Source organism: Caballeronia sp. ATUFL_F1_KS39 (assembly GCF_023630985.1).
In the GTDB taxonomy this organism is placed as follows: Bacteria; Pseudomonadota; Gammaproteobacteria; order Burkholderiales; family Burkholderiaceae; genus Caballeronia; species Caballeronia zhejiangensis.
On record NZ_JALQDZ010000035.1, the window covers coordinates 84715 to 103645 of the forward strand.

The 18931-nt window shown below is 63.9% G+C and carries 19 protein-coding genes; 18 read left to right on the forward strand and 1 reads right to left on the reverse strand.

Annotation, left to right across the window (positions count from 1 at the left end; all coding sequences use genetic code 11):
• The first annotated feature begins 17 nt into the window (after nucleotides 1-17).
• The 17 genes from NCR93_RS15490 (at nucleotide 18) to NCR93_RS15570 (ending at nucleotide 16291) form a co-directional block, all read left to right on the forward strand.
• Nucleotides 18-992, forward strand: coding sequence for a MurR/RpiR family transcriptional regulator (locus NCR93_RS15490; RefSeq protein WP_033536341.1), 975 nt, complete (start codon nucleotides 18-20; stop codon nucleotides 990-992).
• On the forward strand, nucleotides 989-1963 hold the full coding sequence (locus NCR93_RS15495; protein WP_175979154.1) for an isoaspartyl peptidase/L-asparaginase family protein: 975 nt from the start codon (nucleotides 989-991) through the stop codon (nucleotides 1961-1963). The genes NCR93_RS15490 and NCR93_RS15495 overlap by 4 nt, the downstream gene beginning before the upstream one ends.
• Complete coding sequence (locus NCR93_RS15500; RefSeq protein WP_175979155.1) at nucleotides 1960-3852, forward strand: dipeptide ABC transporter ATP-binding protein; 1893 nt, start codon at nucleotides 1960-1962, stop codon at nucleotides 3850-3852. Before NCR93_RS15495 ends, NCR93_RS15500 begins: the two co-directional genes overlap by 4 nt.
• A 49-nt stretch (nucleotides 3853-3901) precedes the next feature.
• The gene (gene gsiB, locus NCR93_RS15505) at nucleotides 3902-5452 is read left to right on the forward strand and encodes a glutathione ABC transporter substrate-binding protein GsiB (protein ID WP_008353735.1); all 1551 of its coding nucleotides are present in this window, start codon (nucleotides 3902-3904) and stop codon (nucleotides 5450-5452) included.
• Between the two features lie 46 nt (nucleotides 5453-5498).
• Nucleotides 5499-6419 (forward strand): glutathione ABC transporter permease GsiC, encoded by a 921-nt coding sequence (gene gsiC, locus NCR93_RS15510; RefSeq protein ID WP_008353734.1) that lies wholly within the window; start codon nucleotides 5499-5501, stop codon nucleotides 6417-6419.
• A gap of 7 nt (nucleotides 6420-6426) precedes the next feature.
• Nucleotides 6427-7317: a glutathione ABC transporter permease GsiD gene (gene gsiD / locus NCR93_RS15515; RefSeq protein WP_175979156.1), complete on the forward strand. Its 891-nt coding sequence runs from the start codon at nucleotides 6427-6429 to the stop codon at nucleotides 7315-7317.
• On the forward strand, nucleotides 7314-8324 hold the full coding sequence (locus tag NCR93_RS15520; RefSeq protein WP_175979157.1) for a DmpA family aminopeptidase: 1011 nt from the start codon (nucleotides 7314-7316) through the stop codon (nucleotides 8322-8324). Before gsiD ends, NCR93_RS15520 begins: the two co-directional genes overlap by 4 nt.
• Nucleotides 8321-9139, forward strand: a complete 819-nt coding sequence (locus NCR93_RS15525) for a M55 family metallopeptidase (protein WP_175979158.1) — start codon at nucleotides 8321-8323, stop codon at nucleotides 9137-9139. Before NCR93_RS15520 ends, NCR93_RS15525 begins: the two co-directional genes overlap by 4 nt.
• A gap of 57 nt (nucleotides 9140-9196) precedes the next feature.
• Nucleotides 9197-9445 carry a hypothetical protein gene (locus NCR93_RS15530; protein ID WP_033536342.1) on the forward strand — a complete coding sequence of 83 codons (249 nt, stop codon included), beginning with the start codon at nucleotides 9197-9199 and terminating at the stop codon, nucleotides 9443-9445.
• Nucleotides 9446-9478: 33 nt separating this feature from the next.
• Complete coding sequence (gene crcB / locus NCR93_RS15535; protein ID WP_008353729.1) at nucleotides 9479-9856, forward strand: fluoride efflux transporter CrcB; 378 nt, start codon at nucleotides 9479-9481, stop codon at nucleotides 9854-9856.
• A gap of 168 nt (nucleotides 9857-10024) precedes the next feature.
• Complete coding sequence (locus tag NCR93_RS15540) at nucleotides 10025-10504, forward strand: GNAT family N-acetyltransferase (RefSeq protein ID WP_008353727.1); 480 nt, start codon at nucleotides 10025-10027, stop codon at nucleotides 10502-10504.
• Between the two features lie 122 nt (nucleotides 10505-10626).
• The gene (gene hutH / locus NCR93_RS15545; protein ID WP_008353726.1) at nucleotides 10627-12156 is read left to right on the forward strand and encodes a histidine ammonia-lyase; all 1530 of its coding nucleotides are present in this window, start codon (nucleotides 10627-10629) and stop codon (nucleotides 12154-12156) included.
• Nucleotides 12153-12848 (forward strand): histidine utilization transcriptional repressor HutC, encoded by a 696-nt coding sequence (gene hutC, locus NCR93_RS15550; protein WP_008353725.1) that lies wholly within the window; start codon nucleotides 12153-12155, stop codon nucleotides 12846-12848. Before hutH ends, hutC begins: the two co-directional genes overlap by 4 nt.
• 2 nt (nucleotides 12849-12850) lie before the next feature.
• Nucleotides 12851-13423, forward strand: a complete 573-nt coding sequence (locus NCR93_RS15555) for a HutD/Ves family protein (protein WP_175979159.1) — start codon at nucleotides 12851-12853, stop codon at nucleotides 13421-13423.
• 31 nt (nucleotides 13424-13454) lie between these two features.
• A complete protein-coding gene (locus NCR93_RS15560) occupies nucleotides 13455-14834 on the forward strand; it encodes a formimidoylglutamate deiminase (RefSeq protein ID WP_175979160.1) in 1380 nt (459 codons plus the stop codon).
• 8 nt (nucleotides 14835-14842) lie between these two features.
• Nucleotides 14843-15649 (forward strand): N-formylglutamate deformylase, encoded by an 807-nt coding sequence (gene hutG, locus NCR93_RS15565; RefSeq protein WP_175979161.1) that lies wholly within the window; start codon nucleotides 14843-14845, stop codon nucleotides 15647-15649.
• A 318-nt stretch (nucleotides 15650-15967) separates the two neighbouring features.
• Complete coding sequence (locus NCR93_RS15570; RefSeq protein WP_033536343.1) at nucleotides 15968-16291, forward strand: DUF4148 domain-containing protein; 324 nt, start codon at nucleotides 15968-15970, stop codon at nucleotides 16289-16291.
• A gap of 178 nt (nucleotides 16292-16469) precedes the next feature.
• Here the strand turns inward: NCR93_RS15570 and NCR93_RS15575 are convergent, their stop codons facing one another.
• Nucleotides 16470-17192 carry a TetR/AcrR family transcriptional regulator gene (locus tag NCR93_RS15575; protein WP_075583504.1) on the reverse strand — a complete coding sequence of 241 codons (723 nt, stop codon included), beginning with the start codon at nucleotides 17190-17192 and terminating at the stop codon, nucleotides 16470-16472.
• A 381-nt stretch (nucleotides 17193-17573) separates the two neighbouring features.
• Between NCR93_RS15575 and NCR93_RS15580 the strand changes: the two genes are divergently transcribed.
• Nucleotides 17574-18854, forward strand: a complete 1281-nt coding sequence (locus tag NCR93_RS15580) for a Zn-dependent hydrolase (RefSeq protein WP_008353719.1) — start codon at nucleotides 17574-17576, stop codon at nucleotides 18852-18854.
• The last annotated feature ends 77 nt before the right edge of the window (nucleotides 18855-18931 follow it).

An 18931-nucleotide genomic window follows, 5' to 3' on the forward strand; every position in this document is an offset into this window, starting at 1 on the left:
AGGGCGCAGCGCATTTCATGTCCCGTTCACTATCGGTCCGTGCGCCGGCGAGCGCCGACGATCTGATCTCCGCGCGCATCGCGGCGGCCATGCCGACGCTCACGCCGATCCATCGGCGCATGGGGGCGTTCGTGCTCGCGAACCTGTTCCGCTCGGCGACGATGCGTATCGACGAGCTGGCGGGCGCGGTGGGCGCGTCGGTGGCGACGGCGAACCGTTTTGCGCGTGCGCTCGGATTCTCCGGCTATCCCGCGTTTCGCGAGGCGCTCGTGCGCGGCTTCGAGGCGACCATCGCGCCGGTCGAGCGCTTGCGCACCGCGCTCGAATCGCCGGCGAGCGGCGCCGAAGTATTCGATGCATCGCTTGCACAGGCGGCGGCGAATCTGCGTCTCGCGCAAACATCCGTCGATGGCGCGAGGGCCGAAGCGATCGTCGATACGATTCTCGCCGCGCCGCGCGTCTTCGTGATCGGCTACGGCGCGAGCGCGTTTCTCGCCGGCCTGATGGAGCACGGTCTCACGCCGTATTGCGCGAACGTGCAATCGCTCGCGCTGATGGGCGGGCCGTCGCACGCGGCGCGCAGGCTTTTCACGGCTTCGCGCGGCGATGTGCTCGTCGCGATCGCGTTCCCGCGCTATGTCGACGACACCATCACGCTTGCGCGGCTCGCGCGCGATCACGGCTTGCGCGTGGTCGCGTTGACGGACAGCGCCGCGTCGCCGCTCGCGCAGGTCGCCGATCTCGTGCTCGCGATCCGCGCCGAACGCAGGCTCGCGGCGAATTGCGATACCGCCGTGCTCGCCGTCATCGAAGCGCTGTGCGATGCGGTCGCGCATCGGGCGAAGCGTTCGGTGGAGGCGGCATCGGGATTGACCGAATTCGTGTTGCCGTGGCTCGTCGCCCCGGCGCTCGCCAAAGATGCGCGCGCCGCTCATACGACGCGCCGCACGACCGCGAAACGACACACTCACAGGGAACCGCGCGACTCATGAAGGTCACACCAGTCATTGCGATTCACGGCGGCGCGGGCACGCTCCTGCGCAGCGCGATGAACGCCGAAACGGAAGGGCGCTATCTCGCCGCGCTCACCGACATTCTCAGCGCGGCTCAGCGCGTGCTCGCCGATGGCGGCGGCGCGCTCGACGCCGTCACCGAAGCCGTGCGTCTGCTCGAAGACTGTCCGCTCTTCAACGCGGGGCACGGCGCGGTGTTCACGGCGGCCGGCACGCACGAACTCGACGCCTCCGTGATGGACGGCGCGACGCTCGAAGCGGGCGCGATCAGTTGCGTGACGCGCGTGAAGAACCCGGTGCTCGCCGCGCGCCGCGTGCTCGACGCGAGCGATCACGTCATGTTTACGGGCGCCGGCGCGGAAGCCTTCGCGCAGTCGCAGGGTCTCGAATTCGTCGATCCGTCGTACTTCTACACGGAAGCGCGCTTTCAGCAATGGCAGAAGGCGCGTGGCACGTCCGGCACCATGCTCGATCACGATGCGATGACGAAATTCGCCTTCGATAACGGCCCGGACGATCCTATCGATCCCGACAAGAAGTTCGGCACGGTCGGCGCGGTCGCGCTCGATTCGAACGGTCATCTCGCGGCGGCGACGTCGACGGGCGGCATCACGAACAAGCAGGCGGGTCGCGTCGGCGATGCGCCCCTGATCGGCGCGGGCTGCTATGCGAACGACGCGACGTGCGCGGTCTCCACGACGGGCACGGGCGAGATGTTCATCCGCATGCTCGCGGCGTATGACGTGTCGGCGCAGATGGAATATCGCGGCGTGTCGCTGGAAGAAGCATCGAACGATGTCGTGATGAACAAGCTGCCGCGCATCGAAGGACGCGGCGGACTCGTCGCCGTCGATGCGAAAGGCAACGTCGTGTTGCCGTTCAACACGCAAGGCATGTATCGCGGATTCGCGCGCGTGGGCGAAGCGCCCGTCACGGCGATCTATCGATGATGACGCTGCCCGAAGCGTGCGTCATCGACGTACACGGCCTGTCCGTGAATTTTCGCTCGCGCTCGCGCACCATCGAAGCGGTGCGCAACATCTCGTTTAGCGTCGACCGCGGCGAGACGCTTGCGATCGTCGGCGAATCGGGCTCGGGCAAGTCGGTCACGTCGCTCGCGCTCATGCGTCTCGTCGAGCATGGCGGCGGACAGATCGTGTCGGGCAGCATCGCGTTTCGCCGGCGCAACGGGCAAGTGCTCGATCTCGCGAAAGCATCGTCGGCGACGATGCGCGGCGTGCGCGGCGCGGACATCGCGATGATCTTCCAGGAGCCGATGACATCGCTCAATCCCGTGTTCACGGTCGGCGACCAGATTGCGGAAGTGATCGCGTTGCATCAAGGCAAGAGCCGTTCCGATGCGCGCGCCGAGGCATTGCGTCTGCTCGATCTCGTGCGGATTCCCGAGGCGAGGCGCGTGTTCGCGCGCTATCCGCATCAGTTGTCGGGCGGCATGCGCCAGCGCGTGATGATCGCGATGGCGCTCTCGTGCAAGCCCGCGCTCTTGATCGCCGATGAGCCGACGACCGCGCTCGACGTGACGATTCAGGCGCAGATCCTGCAACTCGTGCGCGGCTTGCAGGACGAGATGAACATGGGCGTGATCTTCATCACGCACGACATGGGCGTGGTCGCGGAAGTGGCCGATCGCGTGCTCGTCATGTATCGCGGCGAGAAGGTGGAAGAGGCGCCATCGGACGCGCTGTTTCATGCGCCGAAGCATCCGTACACGAAAGCGCTGCTCGCCGCCGTGCCGACGCTCGGCGCGATGCGCGGCACCGATCGTCCCGCGAAATTCCCGATCCTCGAAGTCGAGTCCGCCGACATCGCGCCCGACGATGCGAGCGCGTTGCGTCCGTCGGAAGCGGTCGAGAAGGAGAAGCAGCCCGCCGTCGATGAAGCCATGGAACCGATACTGCGCGTGCGCGATCTGGTCACGCGCTTTCCGGTGAAGAGCGGCCTCTTTGGCCGAACGACGGCGGCGGTGCACGCGGTCGAACGCGTGAGCTTCGACTTGCGGCCTGGCGAAACGCTTGCGCTCGTCGGCGAATCGGGTTGCGGCAAATCGACGACGGGACGTTCGCTGCTCAGGCTCGTCGAGAGCCAGAGCGGGTCCATCGAATTCGATGGACGCGATATCAGCAAGCTCGAAGGTCACGCGTTGCAGGCGCTCAGGCGCAATATCCAGTTCATTTTTCAGGACCCGTTCGCGTCGCTCAATCCGCGTCTGACCGTGGGCTTTTCGGTGATGGAACCGCTGCTCGTGCATGGCGTCGCGAGCGGAAGACAAGCACAGGCGCGGGTCGACTGGCTGCTCGACAAAGTGGGCTTGCCGCCCGAAGCCGCGCAACGTTATCCGCATGAATTCTCGGGCGGTCAGAGGCAGCGCATCGCGATTGCGCGCGCGCTCGCGTTGAACCCGAAAGTCGTGATCGCCGATGAATCCGTGTCCGCGCTCGATGTCTCGGTGCGCGCGCAGATCGTCAATCTGATGCTGGATTTGCAGCGCGAACTGGGCGTCGCGTATCTCTTCATTTCGCACGACATGGCGGTCGTGGAGCGCGTGAGTCATCGCGTGGCGGTGATGTATCTCGGGCAGATCGTCGAGATCGGGCCGCGCGCGGCGGTGTTCGAAGCGCCGCGTCATCCGTACACGCGCAAGCTGATGAGCGCGGTGCCGGTCGCCGATCCGTCGCGTCGGCACGCGAAGCGCATGCTCGTCGCCGACGAGATTCCAAGCCCGATCCGCAAGCTCGGCGATGAGCCGATCGTCGCAAAACTGGTTGCTGTCGGACCTGATCACTTTGTCGCCGAGCATCACGTTGGCGGCGCTTACTAAAAGCAATTCGAAGAGCACCTCGAAAAGCACTTCAACAAGGAGTCCAACGATGCCGTCCTTCAAATTGCGCGCGATGCTCGCAGCAAGCGCGTTCGCCACATTGACCGTTCTCGCGCCGGTCGCTGCGCACGCGCAAAGCACCGCCGTGATGGCCGTCGCCTCGACCTTCACGACGATGGATCCGTACGACGCCAACGACACGCTCTCGCAAGCCGTGGCGAAGTCGTTCTACGAAGGCTTGTTCGGTTTCGACAAGGACATGAAGATTCGCAACGTGCTCGCGACGAGCTACGAGGCGAGCCCCGACGCGAAGGTGTACACGATCCATCTGCGCAAGGACGTGAAGTTCCAGGACGGCACCGACTTCAACGCCGATGCGGTGAAGGCCGTCTTCGACCGCGTGACGAATCCGGACAACAAGCTGAAGCGCTACAACCTCTTCAACAAGATCGAGAAGACCGAAGTGGTCGATCCGTACACGGTGAAGATCACGCTGAAGATTCCGTTCTCGGCGTTCATCAACGTGCTCGCGCACCCGTCGGCGGTGATGATCTCGCCGACCGCGCTGCAGAAATACGGCAAGGACATCGCGTTTCATCCGGTCGGCACGGGGCCGTTCGAATTCGTCGAATGGAAGCAGACCGACGACCTGAAAGTGAAGAAGTTCGCGGGCTACTGGCGCAAGGGCTTGCCGAAGATCGACATGATCGACTGGAAGCCCGTGGTCGATAACAACACGCGCGCCGCGCTCATGCAAACGGGCGAAGCGGACTTCGCGTTCTCGATTCCGTTCGAGCAGGCCGCGACGCTCAAGTCGAGTCCGAAGGTCGATCTGATCGCGGCGCCTTCGATCATTCAGCGCTACGTCAGCATGAATACGCTGCAGAAGCCCTTCGACAATCCGAAGGTGCGCGAGGCGATGAACTACGCGATCAACAAGGAAGCGCTCGTCAAGGTCGCGTTCGCGGGTTATGCCGTGCCGTCCGAAGGCGTCGTGCCGCCGGGCGTCGACTACGCGACGCCGAAGCTCGGACCGTGGAAATACGATCCCGCGAAGGCGCGCGAGCTGTTGAAGGAAGCCGGTTATCCGAACGGCTTCGAAACCGTGTTGTGGTCCGGCTATAACCATACGACCGCGCAGAAGATCATCCAGTTCGTGCAGCAGCAACTCGCGCAAGTGGGCGTGAAGGCATCGGTCGAAGCGCTCGAAGCGGGGCAGCGCGTGCAGCGCATCGAGAGCGCGCCCGATCCGAAGACCGCGCCGGTACGCATGCTCTACATCGGCTGGTCGTCGTCGACGGGCGAAGCGGACTGGGCGATCTCGCCGCTCCTGAGCGGCGGCTCGTTCCCGCCGAAGCTCTTCAACACGGCGTACTACAAGAACGATCAAGTCGATGACGATCTGCAAAAAGCGCTCGCGACGACCGATCGCAACGAGAAAGCGAAGCTCTACGCCGATGCGCAAAAACGCATCTGGGCCGATGCACCGTGGATCTTCCTCGTCACGGAAAAGGTCGTGTATGCGCGCAGCAAGCGCTTGTCGGGCGCATACGTAATGCCGGACGGCTCGTTCAACTTCGACGAAATCGCAATCAAGTGATGGACGACGGCCGGGCTTCATCGCCCGGCCTTATCTGACGAACACGATGCTCAACTTCATCGCCAAACGCCTGTTCGGATTGCTGCCGACACTCTTCATCGTCGCAGTGCTGGTGTTCTTCTTCGTGCACATGCTGCCGGGCGATCCCGCGCGTCTCGCAGCAGGCGCGGAAGCCGACGAAGCCACGGTCGCGCTCGTGCGCGCCGATCTCGGCCTCGACAAGCCGCTGCCGCAACAGCTCGTGAGCTTCTTCGGCAAGGTCGTGCATTTCGATTTCGGCATGTCCACGCGCAGCAAGCGGCCCGTGTCGACGGAAATCGCCGAGCGCTTCATGCCGACCTTGTGGCTCACGCTCGCGAGCATGGTATGGGCCGTGATCTTCGGCATGACCATCGGCATCGTGTCGGCGGTGTGGCGCAATCGCTGGCCCGATCGACTGGGCATGACGCTCGCGGTGTCGGGCATCTCGTTTCCGGCCTTCGCGCTCGGCATGCTGCTGATGGAAATCTTCTCGGTGAAGCTCGGCTGGCTGCCCATCGTCGATGACGGAACGTGGAAAGGCTACGTGCTGCCATCGATCACGCTGGGCGCGGCGGTGGCCGCCGTCATGGCGCGCTTCACGCGCGCGTCGTTCGTCGAAGTGCTCGGCGAGGACTTCGTGCGCACCGCGCGCGCAAAGGGCGTGCATGAGCCGATGGTCATCGTGAAGCACTGCCTGCGCAACGCGATGATTCCCGTCGTCACGATGATGGGCCTGCAATTCGGCTTTCTGCTCGGCGGCTCGATCGTCGTCGAGAAGGTGTTCAACTGGCCGGGCCTTGGCCGCCTGCTCGTCGATGCCGTCGAGATGCGCGACTATCCCGTGATTCAGGCAGAGGTGCTGCTGTTCTCGCTGGAGTTCATCGTGATCAATCTGATCGTGGACGTGCTGTACGCGATCATCAATCCGACCATTCGCTTCAAGTGAGGACGCGATGAGCGTGACAGCCGAAAGCGCGGCAACCGCGCCGCAAGAGATCCGCACGCCGTGGACCGAGTTCTGGCGCAAGTTCAGGCGGCAACACATCGCGATGATCGCGGCCGTGTTCGTGCTGCTGCTGATCGTGATCGCGATCATCGCGCCGTACATCGCGCCGTATGACCCGGAAAACTACTTCGACTACGACGCCCTCAACGCCGGTCCTTCGGCTGCGCACTGGTTCGGCGTCGATGCTCTGGGCCGCGACATTCTGAGCCGCATACTCGTCGGCAGCCGCATATCGTTGACGGCGGGATTGCTCTCGGTCGTGCTCGGCGCGGTGATCGGCACGTTCTTCGGCTTGCTCGCGGGCTACTACGAAGGATGGTGGGACCGCATCGTGATGCGTATCGCGGACGTGCTCTTCGCGTTTCCCGGCATTCTGCTCGCGATCGGCGTCGTCGCGATTCTCGGTAACGGCATGGTGAATGTCGTGTGCGCGGTCGCGATCTTCAGCATTCCCGCGTTCGCGCGGCTCGTGCGCGGCAATACGCTCGCGCTGAAGCATCTCACGTATATCGAGGCGGCCAAGAGCATCGGCGCCTCGGACTGGACGATACTCGCGCGGCACATTCTGCCCGGCACGATTTCATCGGTGGTCGTGTACTTCACGATGCGGATCGGCACGTCGATCATCACGGCCGCGAGCCTGTCGTTTCTCGGACTCGGCGCGCAGCCGCCGACGCCCGAGTGGGGCGCGATGCTCAACGAAGCGCGCGCCGACATGGCGATGGCGCCGCATGTCGCCATCTTCCCGAGTCTCGCGATCTTCTTCACGGTGCTCGCGTTCAATCTGCTCGGCGACGGCCTGCGCGACGCGCTCGATCCGAAGCTCGACCGTCCATGAAGCACATCGGCTCGCTCGACGCGGGGCCGCGCGGCACGATCGCGGATGTCGCGGGCGTGACGGTCGGTCATTGCACGCTTGCGCAAGGCGCGGTGCAGACCGGCGTCACGGTGATTCGTCCGCATGACGGCGACGTGTATCGCGACAAGGTGCCCGCTGCGGCGTGCGTCATCAACGGGTTCGGCAAGAGCGTCGGGCTCGTTCAGGTCGACGAGCTCGGCGTGATCGAAACGCCGATCGCGCTGACCAACACGTTCGGCGTCGGCACGCTCGCCAATGCGCAGATTCGCGCGGCCATTGCTGCGAATCCGCGCATCGGACGCGAAGACCCGAGCGTGAATCCGCTCGTGTTCGAATGCAACGATGGCTATCTCAACGACATGCAGGCGCTCGCGATTCACGAAGCGCACTACACGAGCGCACTCGATGCGTGCAGTGTCGAGTTCGAGCGCGGCGCGGTCGGCGCCGGGCGGGGCATGTCGTGCTTCGAACTGAAGGGCGGCATGGGTTCGGCTTCGCGTGTGGTGCATATCGGCGGCGACGCTTATACGACGGGCGCGCTCGTGCTCGCCAATTTCGGCAAGCTGCAGCAATTGATTGTCGAAGGCGAAGCGCTCGGTCGCAAACTCCAATCGAGCGTCGATGAGAAGCCCGAGCAAGGATCGATCATCATGTTGATCGCCACCGATGCGCCGCTCGATGCACGTCAGTTGCGCCGTCTCGCGATGCGCGCCGCCGCCGGTCTCGCACGCACCGGATCGGTCTTCGGACACGGCAGCGGCGACATCTCGCTCGCCTTCACGACCGCGTACACCGTGCCGCACGATGCAGACTTCATCGCGATGCCGCCGCTCATCAACGACGCGCGTCTCGATCCGCTGTTTCAAGCCGCCGCCGATGCCACCGAACAGGCGATCCTCGATGCGCTTTACAGCGCGGAAACGGTCGCCGGGCGCAACGGTCATCGGCGCATCTCACTCAAGGACGCATTGAGAACACGACCATGAAAGTGCTGATCTCGGTGGATATCGAAGGCATCGCGGGCGTGTTTCATCCGGAGCAGACGCGCGCCGGCAACACGGAATACGAACAGGCGCGCCGCTGGATGTCGCGCGAAGCCGATGCGGCCGCGCAAGGTGCATTCGATGGCGGCGCGACGCAAGTCTGGATCAACGATTCGCATGGCGGCTTTCGCAATCTGTTGCCCGATCTCATCGATCAACGCGCGCGGCTCGTGCTCGGCAAGCCGCGCACGCTCGGCATGATGGCGGGACTGGAAGCATCGCCGGAAATCGTGTTCATGATCGGCTATCACGCGCGCGCGCAAAGCCGCGGCATTCTCGCGCATACGATCAACAGCGCGGCCTTTGCGCGCGTCATGCTCGACGGCGAGGAAGTGGGCGAGGCCGGACTCTATGGGCGGCTTGCCGAGGAACGCGGCGCACGCGTCGCGCTGCTGACCGGCGACGACGTGTTCGGCGCCGAAACGCTGCCCGCATTCCCAGGCGCGCGCTTTCTCTGCGTGAAGACGGCGCACGGCTATTCGAGCGGTGTCACCGAAACGCCCGCCGCAGCGTGCGAGGCGATCCGGCTCGCCGCGCGCGAAACGATCGAAACGTCTTCCGGACATGCCCGCCGTCCGGCGATCACGGAACACCGCTGCGAGTTGCGCGCGCAAACGAGCGCATTCGCCGATCTCTTCTGCCAATGGCCGACGCTCGAACGCATCGATGCCGTGACGCTCGCTTTCGATGCGCCTTCGATGGAGCATGTCGTGCGGATACTCAATTGCCTTTCGGCAATGTCTTTCATGATACGGTGAGTGGTTGAACCAGGCGCTTCGAGTATCGTTAGAATGGCGTCTTTCGCGAGACCGCTCATGGTTTCGACTTGCTTGCAGACGACGCTCATGCACACCGTGAAGCTTGAACATAACGACGACGAAGTCCTCGATCCCGCCGATCCGCAACTTGTCGTGCGCGGCTCGCTCTTCATCGACGGTCACGATGCCGGTTGCTGGGAAGAGCGGCGCGACGGCACATGGGCGGCGCATGTGCGGCACAAGGGCGGCTGGATCGTCGAGACGAGCCGTGGCGCGCTGATCGAGCGGCTCGCCCGCGGGGCATAACGCAGTTTTCTTCGAACTGATTTAACACATTTCATGTATCTGTCGATCATCGCCGTGGGGCTCGGCGGCGGGCTGGGTTCGTTGCTCAGATGGGTCCTCGGCTTGCGCCTGAATGCGATTTTTCCGAACTTGCCGCTCGGCACCTTTGCGGCGAACGTCATTGCGGGCTACATCATCGGCGTCGCAGTCGCTTTTTTCGCGCGCTTTCCCGATATTTCGGTGGAATGGCGCCTGTTCATCATCACCGGATTGATGGGCGGCCTGTCCACGTTTTCCACGTTCTCGGCCGAAGTGGTCGCGCATCTGCAGCAAGGGCGGCTCGGCTGGGCGCTCGGGGAGATCGCGATTCACGTTGGCGCGTCGCTCGTGATGACCGCGCTCGGCATCGCGACGGTGGCCGTCGCTTCCTGAAGGACCCGATCGGCGGCGCGGCATCGGCATCCGTCTTTTTATCGATTTGAACGTTTGCGCGCGCCGATTCCACTCATTTCCGTAAAGTTTTTTTTCCCGCGTTTTGAACGCTAGACCCTCGCTGCTTCGGCAGCGGTTTTTTCTTTTGACAGTAACGAAGGTGATGAAATGCCAGGCCTGCCGCTCATCGAAGTCAGACCGTATCGTGCGAGCGATCTCGACGGTGTAATCGATCTGTTCCAACGCGCCGTTCGCGAAACGGCATCGGCCGACTATAACGAAGCGCAGATCGCAGCCTGGTCGCAAGCCGATCGCGACGAATGGGAACTCGCGCGCTTGAGCCGCCCGACTTGGGTCGGACTTGTCGACGGCGAACTCGCGGGCTTCGCCGATCTCGAGAAGAACGGTCTCATCGACATGATGTTCGTCGATCCGATACATCAGCGCAAAAGCGTGGCGACGTCGCTGCTCGCGCGCATCGAGGCCGAAGCGGAGGTGCTCGGCCTGACGACGCTGCATACCTATTCGAGCGTCACGGGGCGGCCTTTCTTCGAATATTGCGGTTTCACGATGCTGCTGGCGCGCGCCGTCGTCGTGCGGCAGCAGCGCTTTGTCCAGTTCGTGATGGAGAAAGTGCTGGATCTGTGAAATCTGTATAGACAACACGCGTCGATCTTCCGGGGCGAGCCTAGTGAAATCCCGGATAACCCCTTGTTTCGTCCTTTCTGCGCGATTAGACTTGAGTCTAACTTGTATAGACAGGACGAACCATGATCACGCTTACGCCCGGAAAACTGACGCTGCCGCAACTGCGCCGCATCGCGCGGGGCTCGGACCCGCTTCTGCTCGATCCGGCCAGCTTCGACGCGATCGATGCCAGCGCGCGCGCAGTCGCCGCGATCGCCGCGAAGGGCGATCCGGCTTACGGCATCAATACGGGCTTCGGGCGGCTCGCCAATACGCACATTCCGGCCGATCAGCTGGAACTGCTGCAAAAGAATCTCGTGCTGTCGCATGCGGTGGGCGTGGGCGAGCCGATGTCGCGTCCGGTCGTGCGGCTTTTGATGGCGCTCAAGCTGTCGAGTCTCGGGCGCGGCCATTCGGGCATCCGCCGCGAAGTCATCGACGCGCTCATCACGCTCTTCAACGCCGACGTCCTGCCGATCATCCCGATCAAGGGTTCGGTCGGCGCATCGGGCGACCTCGCGCCGCTCGCGCATATGTCGACGGTGCTGCTCGGCATCGGCGAAGTCACGATTCGCGGTGAGCGCGCCAGTGCGCTCGACGGTCTGGCGGTCGCGGGCCTCAAGCCGCTCACGCTGCAGGCGAAGGAAGGTCTCGCGCTGCTGAACGGCACGCAGGCGTCGGCGGCGCTCGCGCTTTACAACCTTTTCGCGATCGAAGATCTGTTCCGCACCGCGCTCGTCGCGGGCGCGCTGTCCGTCGATGCAGCCGCCGGCTCGGTCGTTCCGTTCGATGCGCGCATCCATGAACTGCGCGGTCATCGCGGGCAGATGGAAGCCGCATCGGCGTATCGCACGCTGCTGAAAGGCTCCGGCATCAACCTGTCGCACGCGGATTGCGACAAGGTGCAGGACCCGTACAGCCTGCGCTGCCAGCCGCAGGTGATGGGCGCGTGCCTCGACCAGATGCGCCACGCGGCGGATGTCCTGCTGATCGAATCGAACGCCGTCTCCGACAACCCGCTGATCTTCCCCGATACGGGCGAAGTGCTCTCGGGCGGCAACTTCCACGCCGAGCCGGTCGCATTCGCCGCCGACAATCTCGCGCTCGCCGCAGCCGAAATCGGCGCGCTCGCGGAACGCCGCATCGCGCTTTTGATCGACGCGACGCTCTCGGGCCTGCCGCCGTTCCTGGTGCGCGATGGCGGCGTCAACTCCGGCTTCATGATCGCGCACGTGACGGCGGCCGCGCTCGCATCGGAGAACAAGACGCTCGCGCATCCGGCGTCGGTCGATTCGCTGCCGACGTCCGCGAATCAGGAAGATCACGTCTCGATGGCGACGTTCGCCGCGCGCAAGCTCGGCGACATCGCCAGCAACACCGCGAACATCCTCGCGATCGAACTGCTCGCGGCGGCGCAAGGCGTCGATCTGCGCGCGCCGCATCAGACGAGCGCGCCGCTCGCCGAAGTGATGAAGACGCTGCGCGCGCACGTGCCGCACTACGACCTCGACCATTACTTCGCGCCCGACATCGCCGCGATCGCGACGCTCGTGCAGCAAGGCGCGATCGCGCGGCACAGCCCGTTCTCGTTCGCGTCGGAACAAGCTGAATGAGCACGCCCGCGTATCAGGAGATCAAGGACTACATTCTCCAGCGCATTCATATCGGCGAGTGGAAGGAGGGCGACCAGGTGCCTTCCGAAAACGAGCTTGCGCGCGAATTCAAGGTCGCGCGCATGACCGTGAACCGCGCGCTGCGCGAACTGACCGCCGAACAGGTGCTGACGCGCGTGCAGGGCGCGGGCACCTTCGTCGCGCAGCCGAAATACGCGTCGACGCTCGTCGAGATTCGCAGCATTTCGGATGAAATCGTCGCGCGCGGTCACACGTATCGCGCGCAGGTGCTGCATTTGGGCGCGTCGATCGTCGATGAAGCGCTCGCCGCCGAAATGCATCTCGCGCTCGGCAGCCCGGTGTTTCATTCGCGCGTGCTGCATTTCGAAAACGACGAGCCGGTACAGATGGAAGAACGTTACGTGAATCCCGCGCTGGCGCCGGAATACGCGCGCCAGGATTTCACGACGATCACGCCGAACCAGTATCTGATGACCGCCGCGCCGCTGCAGCGCGTCGAGTATCGGATCGAGGCATCGGTGCCGTCGGCGGAAATTCGGCTCGCGCTCGCGATGGCCGAGCACGAGCCGTGTCTGCTGCTGCATCGGCGCACGTGGTCGCGCGATGCGGTGGCGTCGGTTGCGAATCTCTGGCATCCCGGCGACCGCTACCAATTCACCGGACACTTCTGAACGTGACGATCATTCGTGCCGATTCGCTGACGCCCACGCCGTGGAAGAACGGCGGCGGCATCACGCGCGAGATCGCGGCGGGGCCGCAGGGCGTGTCGCTCGATGCGTTCGCGTGGCGTCTGTCGCTCGCCGACGTCGCATCCGACGGCGCGTTCTCGAAGTTCGAGGGCGTCGATCGCGTGCTCGTGCTGCTCGACGGCGCGGGCATGCGTCTGACGGAAGCGCACGGCGACGTGCATGTTCTCGATGCGCCGCTCGCAATCGCGCGCTTTGCCGGCGAGACGCCGATTCACGCCACGCTCCTCGCCGGCCCGACGCGCGATTTCAACTTGATGGTGCGCCGCGATCGCGCGCGCGCAACGGTGAACGCCGGGCGCGCGTCATGCTCGCTCGCGTTCGAACACGACGTGACGTTTCTGTTCTGCGTGCAAGGGCGGCTCGACATCAAGTTCGCCGACGACACATGCCATACGCTCGAAGCAGGCGACACCTCGCGCATCGATGGCGCGAGCGCGCTCGAATGCGCGGTTCAGGATGGCGCATCGTGGCTGCATATCGGCATCGACATGATGTAGACGCGCATCGACATAACAACGGAGACAAGCGATGAACGCATTCTTCGCGGAGCACGCGCGCCTCGCCGATGGCTGGCGTCGCGACGTGCTGCTCGAATGGGACGACGCCGGCACGCTCGTGCGCGTCACGCCGGACAGCGCGGCGCCCGCGGGCGTCGAGCGCGCGAAAGGACCGATCCTGCCCGGCATGCCGAATCTGCACTCGCACGCGTTCCAGCGTGCGATGGCGGGCCTCACCGAGTATCGCGCGAGCGTCGCCGATACGTTCTGGAGCTGGCGCGATCTCATGTATCGCTTCGCCGCGCGGATCGGCCCGGAATCGATCGCGGATATCGCGCACTGGCTTTACATCGAGATGCTGAAGGCGGGCTACACGTCGGTGTGCGAGTTTCACTACGTGCATCACGCGCCCGATGGCGCGCCGTACGCGAATCGCGCGGAACTCGCGGAGCGCGTCGTCGATGCGGCGGAGCGCGCGGGCATCGGCATGACGATGCTGCCGGTGCTCTACGAATACAGCGGCTTCGGCAAGAGCGCGCCGCGCGACGATCAGCGGCGCTTTCTCAATACGCCCGATTCGCTGCTCGGGCTCATCGACGCCCTCGCGCGCTCGCGGCCCGAAAACGGCGCGCGGCGTTACGGCGTCGCGCCGCATTCGTTGCGCGCGGTGTCGGGCGAATCGCTCGCGGCGCTCATCGAGGGAATCGATGCGCGCTTTGAGCGCGCGCCGGTGCATATCCATATCGCCGAACAGATGGCCGAAGTGGACGCCTGCGTCGCGGCTACGGGGCATCGTCCGGTGGACTGGCTGCTCGAACATTTCAACGTCGATGAGCGCTGGTGCCTCGTGCACGCGACGCACGTCGATGCCCACGAATGCGCGCGTCTCGCGGCGAGCGGCGCGGTCGCGGGTCTGTGTCTCACGACCGAAGCGAATCTCGGCGACGGCGTGTTCCCGTCGCGCGATTATCTCGACGCGGGCGGGCGCATCGGCGTCGGGTCCGACAGTCATGTCGGCGTCGACTGGCGCTCGGAGCTGCGTCTGCTGGAATACGGGCAGCGCCTTTGCCGCCAGCAACGCAACGTGCTGGCGTCGCCGACGCAAAGCCGTCCGGCCGATCGTCTTTTCGATGCCGCGCTCGATGGCGGCGCGCACGCGACGGGACGCGCTGTCGGTGCGCTCGCGCAAGGCTTGCGCGCCGACTGGCTCGTGCTCGACGACGCGCATCCGGGCATCGGCGGACATGCGAGCGACGCGTGGATGTCGAGCGCGGTGTTTTGCGAGCATGGCGAGACGCCGATCCGCGATGTCTTCGTCTCCGGCCGCAAGGTGATCAACGCGCGCCGTCACGCCGACGAAGACGAAGCGCTCGCGCGTTATCGCGCCGCCTTGCGCGGCTTGCTGGATTGAGGTCTCACATGAACGGCTCTTCGATCTTCACGCTGGAACGCGGCAACGCGCCGCTCCTGATTTCGATTCCGCACCGCGGCACGCAGATTCCCTGCGCCCTCGCCGACGAGATGACGCCCGTCGCCAAGCTCACCGAGGATTGCGATTGGCATCTCGAACGCCTCTATGCGTTTGCGCGCGATCTGGGCGCATCGATCCTGACGCCGCACTACGCGCGCTATGTCGTCGATCTGAACCGCCCGCCCGACGACGCGAATCTCTATCCCGGCCGCGACACGACGGGGCTCTGTCCGGTCGATACCTTCGACAAGGCGCCGCTCTACAAGCCGGGCCACGAGCCGTCGCGCGATCAGATCGATGCGCGCCGCGCGATGTACTGGCAGCCGTATCACGATGCGCTCGCCGGCGAGCTCGATGCGCTGCGGCGGACGCACGGCCGCGTGCTGCTATGGGAAGCGCATTCGATCCGCTCGGTCGTGCCGCGCTTTTTCGATGGCCGCCTGACCGATTTCAACTTCGGCACGGCGGATGGCGCGTCGGCGGCGCCGGGGCTGGCGGAACGGCTTGCGAGCATCGTCGAGCGCGACGGCCGGTACACGACGGTGGCCAACGGGCGCTTCAAGGGCGGCTATATCACCCGGCGTTACGGGCGGCCCGAAGAGGGCGTTCACGCGGTTCAACTGGAGCTTACGCAGGTCAGCTACATGGAAGAAACGCCGCCATTCGCTTACGACGAAGCCAAGGCGAACGCGATCGAACCGCTGTTGCGCGAGCTCGTATCGGCCGCGCTTGCCTATGTGACCGCGGCTTGCTGACTGTCAGCCGGATGACGAATTGCTGGCGTCGGCGCAATGGCCGGATCCGCAGCGAGCTCGCGTGCGCGCGGCGGACGTGAAAATTACGCTGGAAAAACAGCAACTTAAGCAGGGTCCGCCACGCGATCCCGCGCACGCCGCGCAACACGGAGCGAAACGCATTGTTGCGGTCCGGACAATTATGTTTCCTTGAAATTGGGGTTTCCCCTAGGTCCCCGGCCTCCTACACTGTCTTCAAGCGAAACGAAATCAGAAAACGCTTAAAAAGCTTCCGATTCGGTTTCGATTTCAAAACAAGACTACTGGAGGTTCATCATGATCAAGGCATTCGTTCCCGCACTCGTCGTCGCTGCTGCTTTGGCTGCCCCGACTTTCGCTTCGGCACAAAGCAATGCGCCGGTGACTCGCGCTCAAGTCCGCGCTGAACTGGTTCAACTGGAAAAGGCTGGCTACAACCCGTCGGAAGACCGCGTGAACTATCCGCAGAATCTGCAGGCCGCTCAAGCACGCGTGAACGCTGAAAATGGCGCGAACGCTTATGGTCCTTCGACCGCTGGCACTTCGCAATCGGGCGTAGCTGCTCCGGCCGCACGCGCCAACGTGTCGATGTCGGATCGCAACTCGGTCTACTTCGGTCACTAATCGAAGGTTGATGCAGCAGGGCAGTAGATGTGCTGAGCAGTAGCGGTTGAAGTAGCAGCAAGCATCAGAAAGTGCAGTACTTGCGAGAATGCAGTAGTAGTGCGTAGTAAAGCAGTACAGCAGCAAGAAGCAAGAAGCAAGCAGTGAACGCCGGCCGCCATCGAGCGGCCGGCGTTTTTTATTGCGCGTCGTCTTTCTCTTCCATGCGCGGCGACACCGCCCCGCACGCGCGAATCACGAGTCGCACGACTTCTTCCGTCTGTTCATCGAAGGCCTTGCGTGTGAGCGCGCGCTTGCCTTTCAACGCGCGTATCTGCGCATCGAAGTCGGCATAGTGCTGCGTGATCGCCCAGATCATGAACATGAACGTGTCCGGCTCGACCGGCGCGAGCAAGCCGCGCGCGATCCAGCTTTCGATGACGATGACGCGTGTATCGAGCCAGGGCTTCACGCGTTCGTTGAGAATGTCCTGCATGTGATGCGCGCCGTGGATGATCTCGCTCGCCCACACCTTCGAGCCGAGCGGCCTGCGTCGCGACAGGTCCATCTTTGCGCGCACATAGCCGCCGATCGCTTCCACGGGATCGTCGCTGCATTCGAAGGTATCCGCCGCGCGATGCCAGTCCTCGAACAGATCTTCGAGCACGCGCCGATAGAGCGCGAGCTTTGTCGGAAAGTAGTAATGCAGGTTGGCCTTCGGCAAGCCGGCGCGTTCGGCGATCATCGCCGTGCTCGCGCCTTCGAGTCCTTTCTCCGCGAACACTTCCTCGGCGCAAGCGAGAAGCTGCGCTTCGTTGCTCTCGCGGATTTGCGCCTTGCTACGCCGTGAAGGCGGCGCAGTGTCTTCGTTTCCGGCGATGCCGTTCGCCGCGTCGTCGTATCTCATCGTCGAGTTCTTCATCGTCGAATTCTTGGGCCGTGTGCCGCATCGTGCCTGATTCGCGTCATTCGTGCCATTCGCATGTTTGGCGCTGCATCGCGTCGAAAAAGCCATTGCAACCAATAGCTGCCGATGCTGCATCGCAATGGCACGCTTATCGCTTTATTTGCTCGGTGTTTGCCCGCACACGAAAGACGTTGATTTGCTTATTTTAATCGGCTACAACCTGTCCAACTGGACAGGATTGAAGAGCGCTCGATTTATCGAAGAGGCGTGTCGTTCGCATCATTCATCGCATAAGAAAAACGTGCACCGGGCGCGTGCAGCATCGCACCGCAAACGTCCGGCATGCACGAAACGAAGTCACTCACATACGAAGTCCGATCGTAAGGAGCGAGGCGAATGAACGTCGTAACGGATGCAATCAGAGAAGCTGGTCTCGATACGTCCATCAAGGTGAACGGTCAGCGTCTATGGGACAGCCTGATGACGATGGCCAAAATCGGCGCGACACCGAAGGGCGGTGTCTGCCGTCTCGCGCTGACCGATCTCGATCGCGAAGGGCGCGATCTCATCGTGAGCTGGGCGAAGGCAGCGGGCTGCACGGTGAGCGTCGATCAGATGGGCAACGTGTTCATGCGCCGCGCAGGACGCAATCTCGACGCGCTGCCGGTGGTTACTGGCTCGCACGCGGATTCACAGCCTACGGGCGGGCGCTTCGACGGCATCTACGGCGTGCTTGGCGGACTCGAAGTGATCCGCTCGCTCAACGATCGCGGCATCGAAACCGAGCATCCGATCGAAGTCGTCATCTGGACCAACGAGGAAGGCTCGCGCTTCGCACCCGCGATGGTTGCGTCGGGCGTGTTCGCGGGCGTGTTCTCGCTCGATTACGGTCTGTCGCGCAAGGACGTCGATGGCAAGACGATCGGCGAAGAACTCGAGCGCATCGGTTATGCGGGCGATGTGCCGTGCGGCGGCCGCAAGCTGCACGCGGCGTTCGAGCTGCATATCGAGCAAGGGCCGATACTCGAGGCCGAAGACAAGACGATCGGCGTCGTCACCGATGCGCAAGGTCAGCGCTGGTACGAGATCACGCTGACGGGCCAGGAAGCCCACGCAGGCCCGACCCCGATGCCGCGCCGCAAGGATGCGCTCCTCGGCGCATCGCGCGTGGTCGATCTCGTGAACCGCATCGGCCTCGACAACGCGCCGCTCGGGTGCGCGACGGTCGGCATGATGCAAGTGCATCCGAACTCGCGCAACGTGATTCCGGGCCGCGTTTTCTTCACCGTCGATTTCCGTCATCCCGACGATGCCGTGCTCGCGCGCATGGATGCCGCGTTGCGCGAGGGCGTGGCACGCATCGCGGGCGAGATCGGTCTGGAGACCGCGCTCGAACAGATCTTCTACTACGAGCCCGTCAAGTTCGACGCCGCGTGCGTCGCTTCCGTGCGGGCGGCGGCGCAGCGCTTCGGCTATTCGCATCGCGACATGGTGTCGGGCGCGGGCCACGATGCGTGCTATCTCGCGCAGGTCGCGCCGACGTCGATGGTGTTCGTGCCGTGCGTCGATGGCATCAGCCACAACGAGATCGAAGACGCGACGCAGGAATGGATCGAGGCAGGCGCGAACGTGCTGCTGCACGCAATGCTGGAGCGCGCGTCGGAACCGGCTTCATAAGCGACGTTTTCTGTTGTTACGTTCAGCACTGTCCGCGTCGATCGAACGCGGACGGCGGGCACTCGTACGTCCTCACA

What these genes read in the sequence shown, in the direction of transcription:
- gsiD (WP_175979156.1), top strand. Translation starts at nt 6,427, where the DNA reads ATGAGCGTGACAGCCGAAAGCGCGGCAACCGCGCCGCAAGAGATCCGC.
- NCR93_RS15540 (WP_008353727.1), top strand. Translation starts at nt 10,025, where the DNA reads ATGCCAGGCCTGCCGCTCATCGAAGTCAGACCGTATCGTGCGAGCGAT.
- gsiB (WP_008353735.1), top strand. Translation starts at nt 3,902, where the DNA reads ATGCCGTCCTTCAAATTGCGCGCGATGCTCGCAGCAAGCGCGTTCGCC.
- NCR93_RS15525 (WP_175979158.1), top strand. Translation starts at nt 8,321, where the DNA reads ATGAAAGTGCTGATCTCGGTGGATATCGAAGGCATCGCGGGCGTGTTT.
- NCR93_RS15530 (WP_033536342.1), top strand. Translation starts at nt 9,197, where the DNA reads ATGGTTTCGACTTGCTTGCAGACGACGCTCATGCACACCGTGAAGCTT.
- NCR93_RS15580 (WP_008353719.1), top strand. Translation starts at nt 17,574, where the DNA reads ATGAACGTCGTAACGGATGCAATCAGAGAAGCTGGTCTCGATACGTCC.
- crcB (WP_008353729.1), top strand. Translation starts at nt 9,479, where the DNA reads ATGTATCTGTCGATCATCGCCGTGGGGCTCGGCGGCGGGCTGGGTTCG.
- NCR93_RS15575 (WP_075583504.1), bottom strand. Translation starts at nt 17,192, where the DNA reads ATGAAGAACTCGACGATGAGATACGACGACGCGGCGAACGGCATCGCC.
- hutH (WP_008353726.1), top strand. Translation starts at nt 10,627, where the DNA reads ATGATCACGCTTACGCCCGGAAAACTGACGCTGCCGCAACTGCGCCGC.
- hutG (WP_175979161.1), top strand. Translation starts at nt 14,843, where the DNA reads ATGAACGGCTCTTCGATCTTCACGCTGGAACGCGGCAACGCGCCGCTC.
- NCR93_RS15500 (WP_175979155.1), top strand. Translation starts at nt 1,960, where the DNA reads ATGATGACGCTGCCCGAAGCGTGCGTCATCGACGTACACGGCCTGTCC.
- hutC (WP_008353725.1), top strand. Translation starts at nt 12,153, where the DNA reads ATGAGCACGCCCGCGTATCAGGAGATCAAGGACTACATTCTCCAGCGC.
- NCR93_RS15495 (WP_175979154.1), top strand. Translation starts at nt 989, where the DNA reads ATGAAGGTCACACCAGTCATTGCGATTCACGGCGGCGCGGGCACGCTC.
- gsiC (WP_008353734.1), top strand. Translation starts at nt 5,499, where the DNA reads ATGCTCAACTTCATCGCCAAACGCCTGTTCGGATTGCTGCCGACACTC.
- NCR93_RS15520 (WP_175979157.1), top strand. Translation starts at nt 7,314, where the DNA reads ATGAAGCACATCGGCTCGCTCGACGCGGGGCCGCGCGGCACGATCGCG.
- NCR93_RS15560 (WP_175979160.1), top strand. Translation starts at nt 13,455, where the DNA reads ATGAACGCATTCTTCGCGGAGCACGCGCGCCTCGCCGATGGCTGGCGT.
- NCR93_RS15490 (WP_033536341.1), top strand. Translation starts at nt 18, where the DNA reads ATGTCCCGTTCACTATCGGTCCGTGCGCCGGCGAGCGCCGACGATCTG.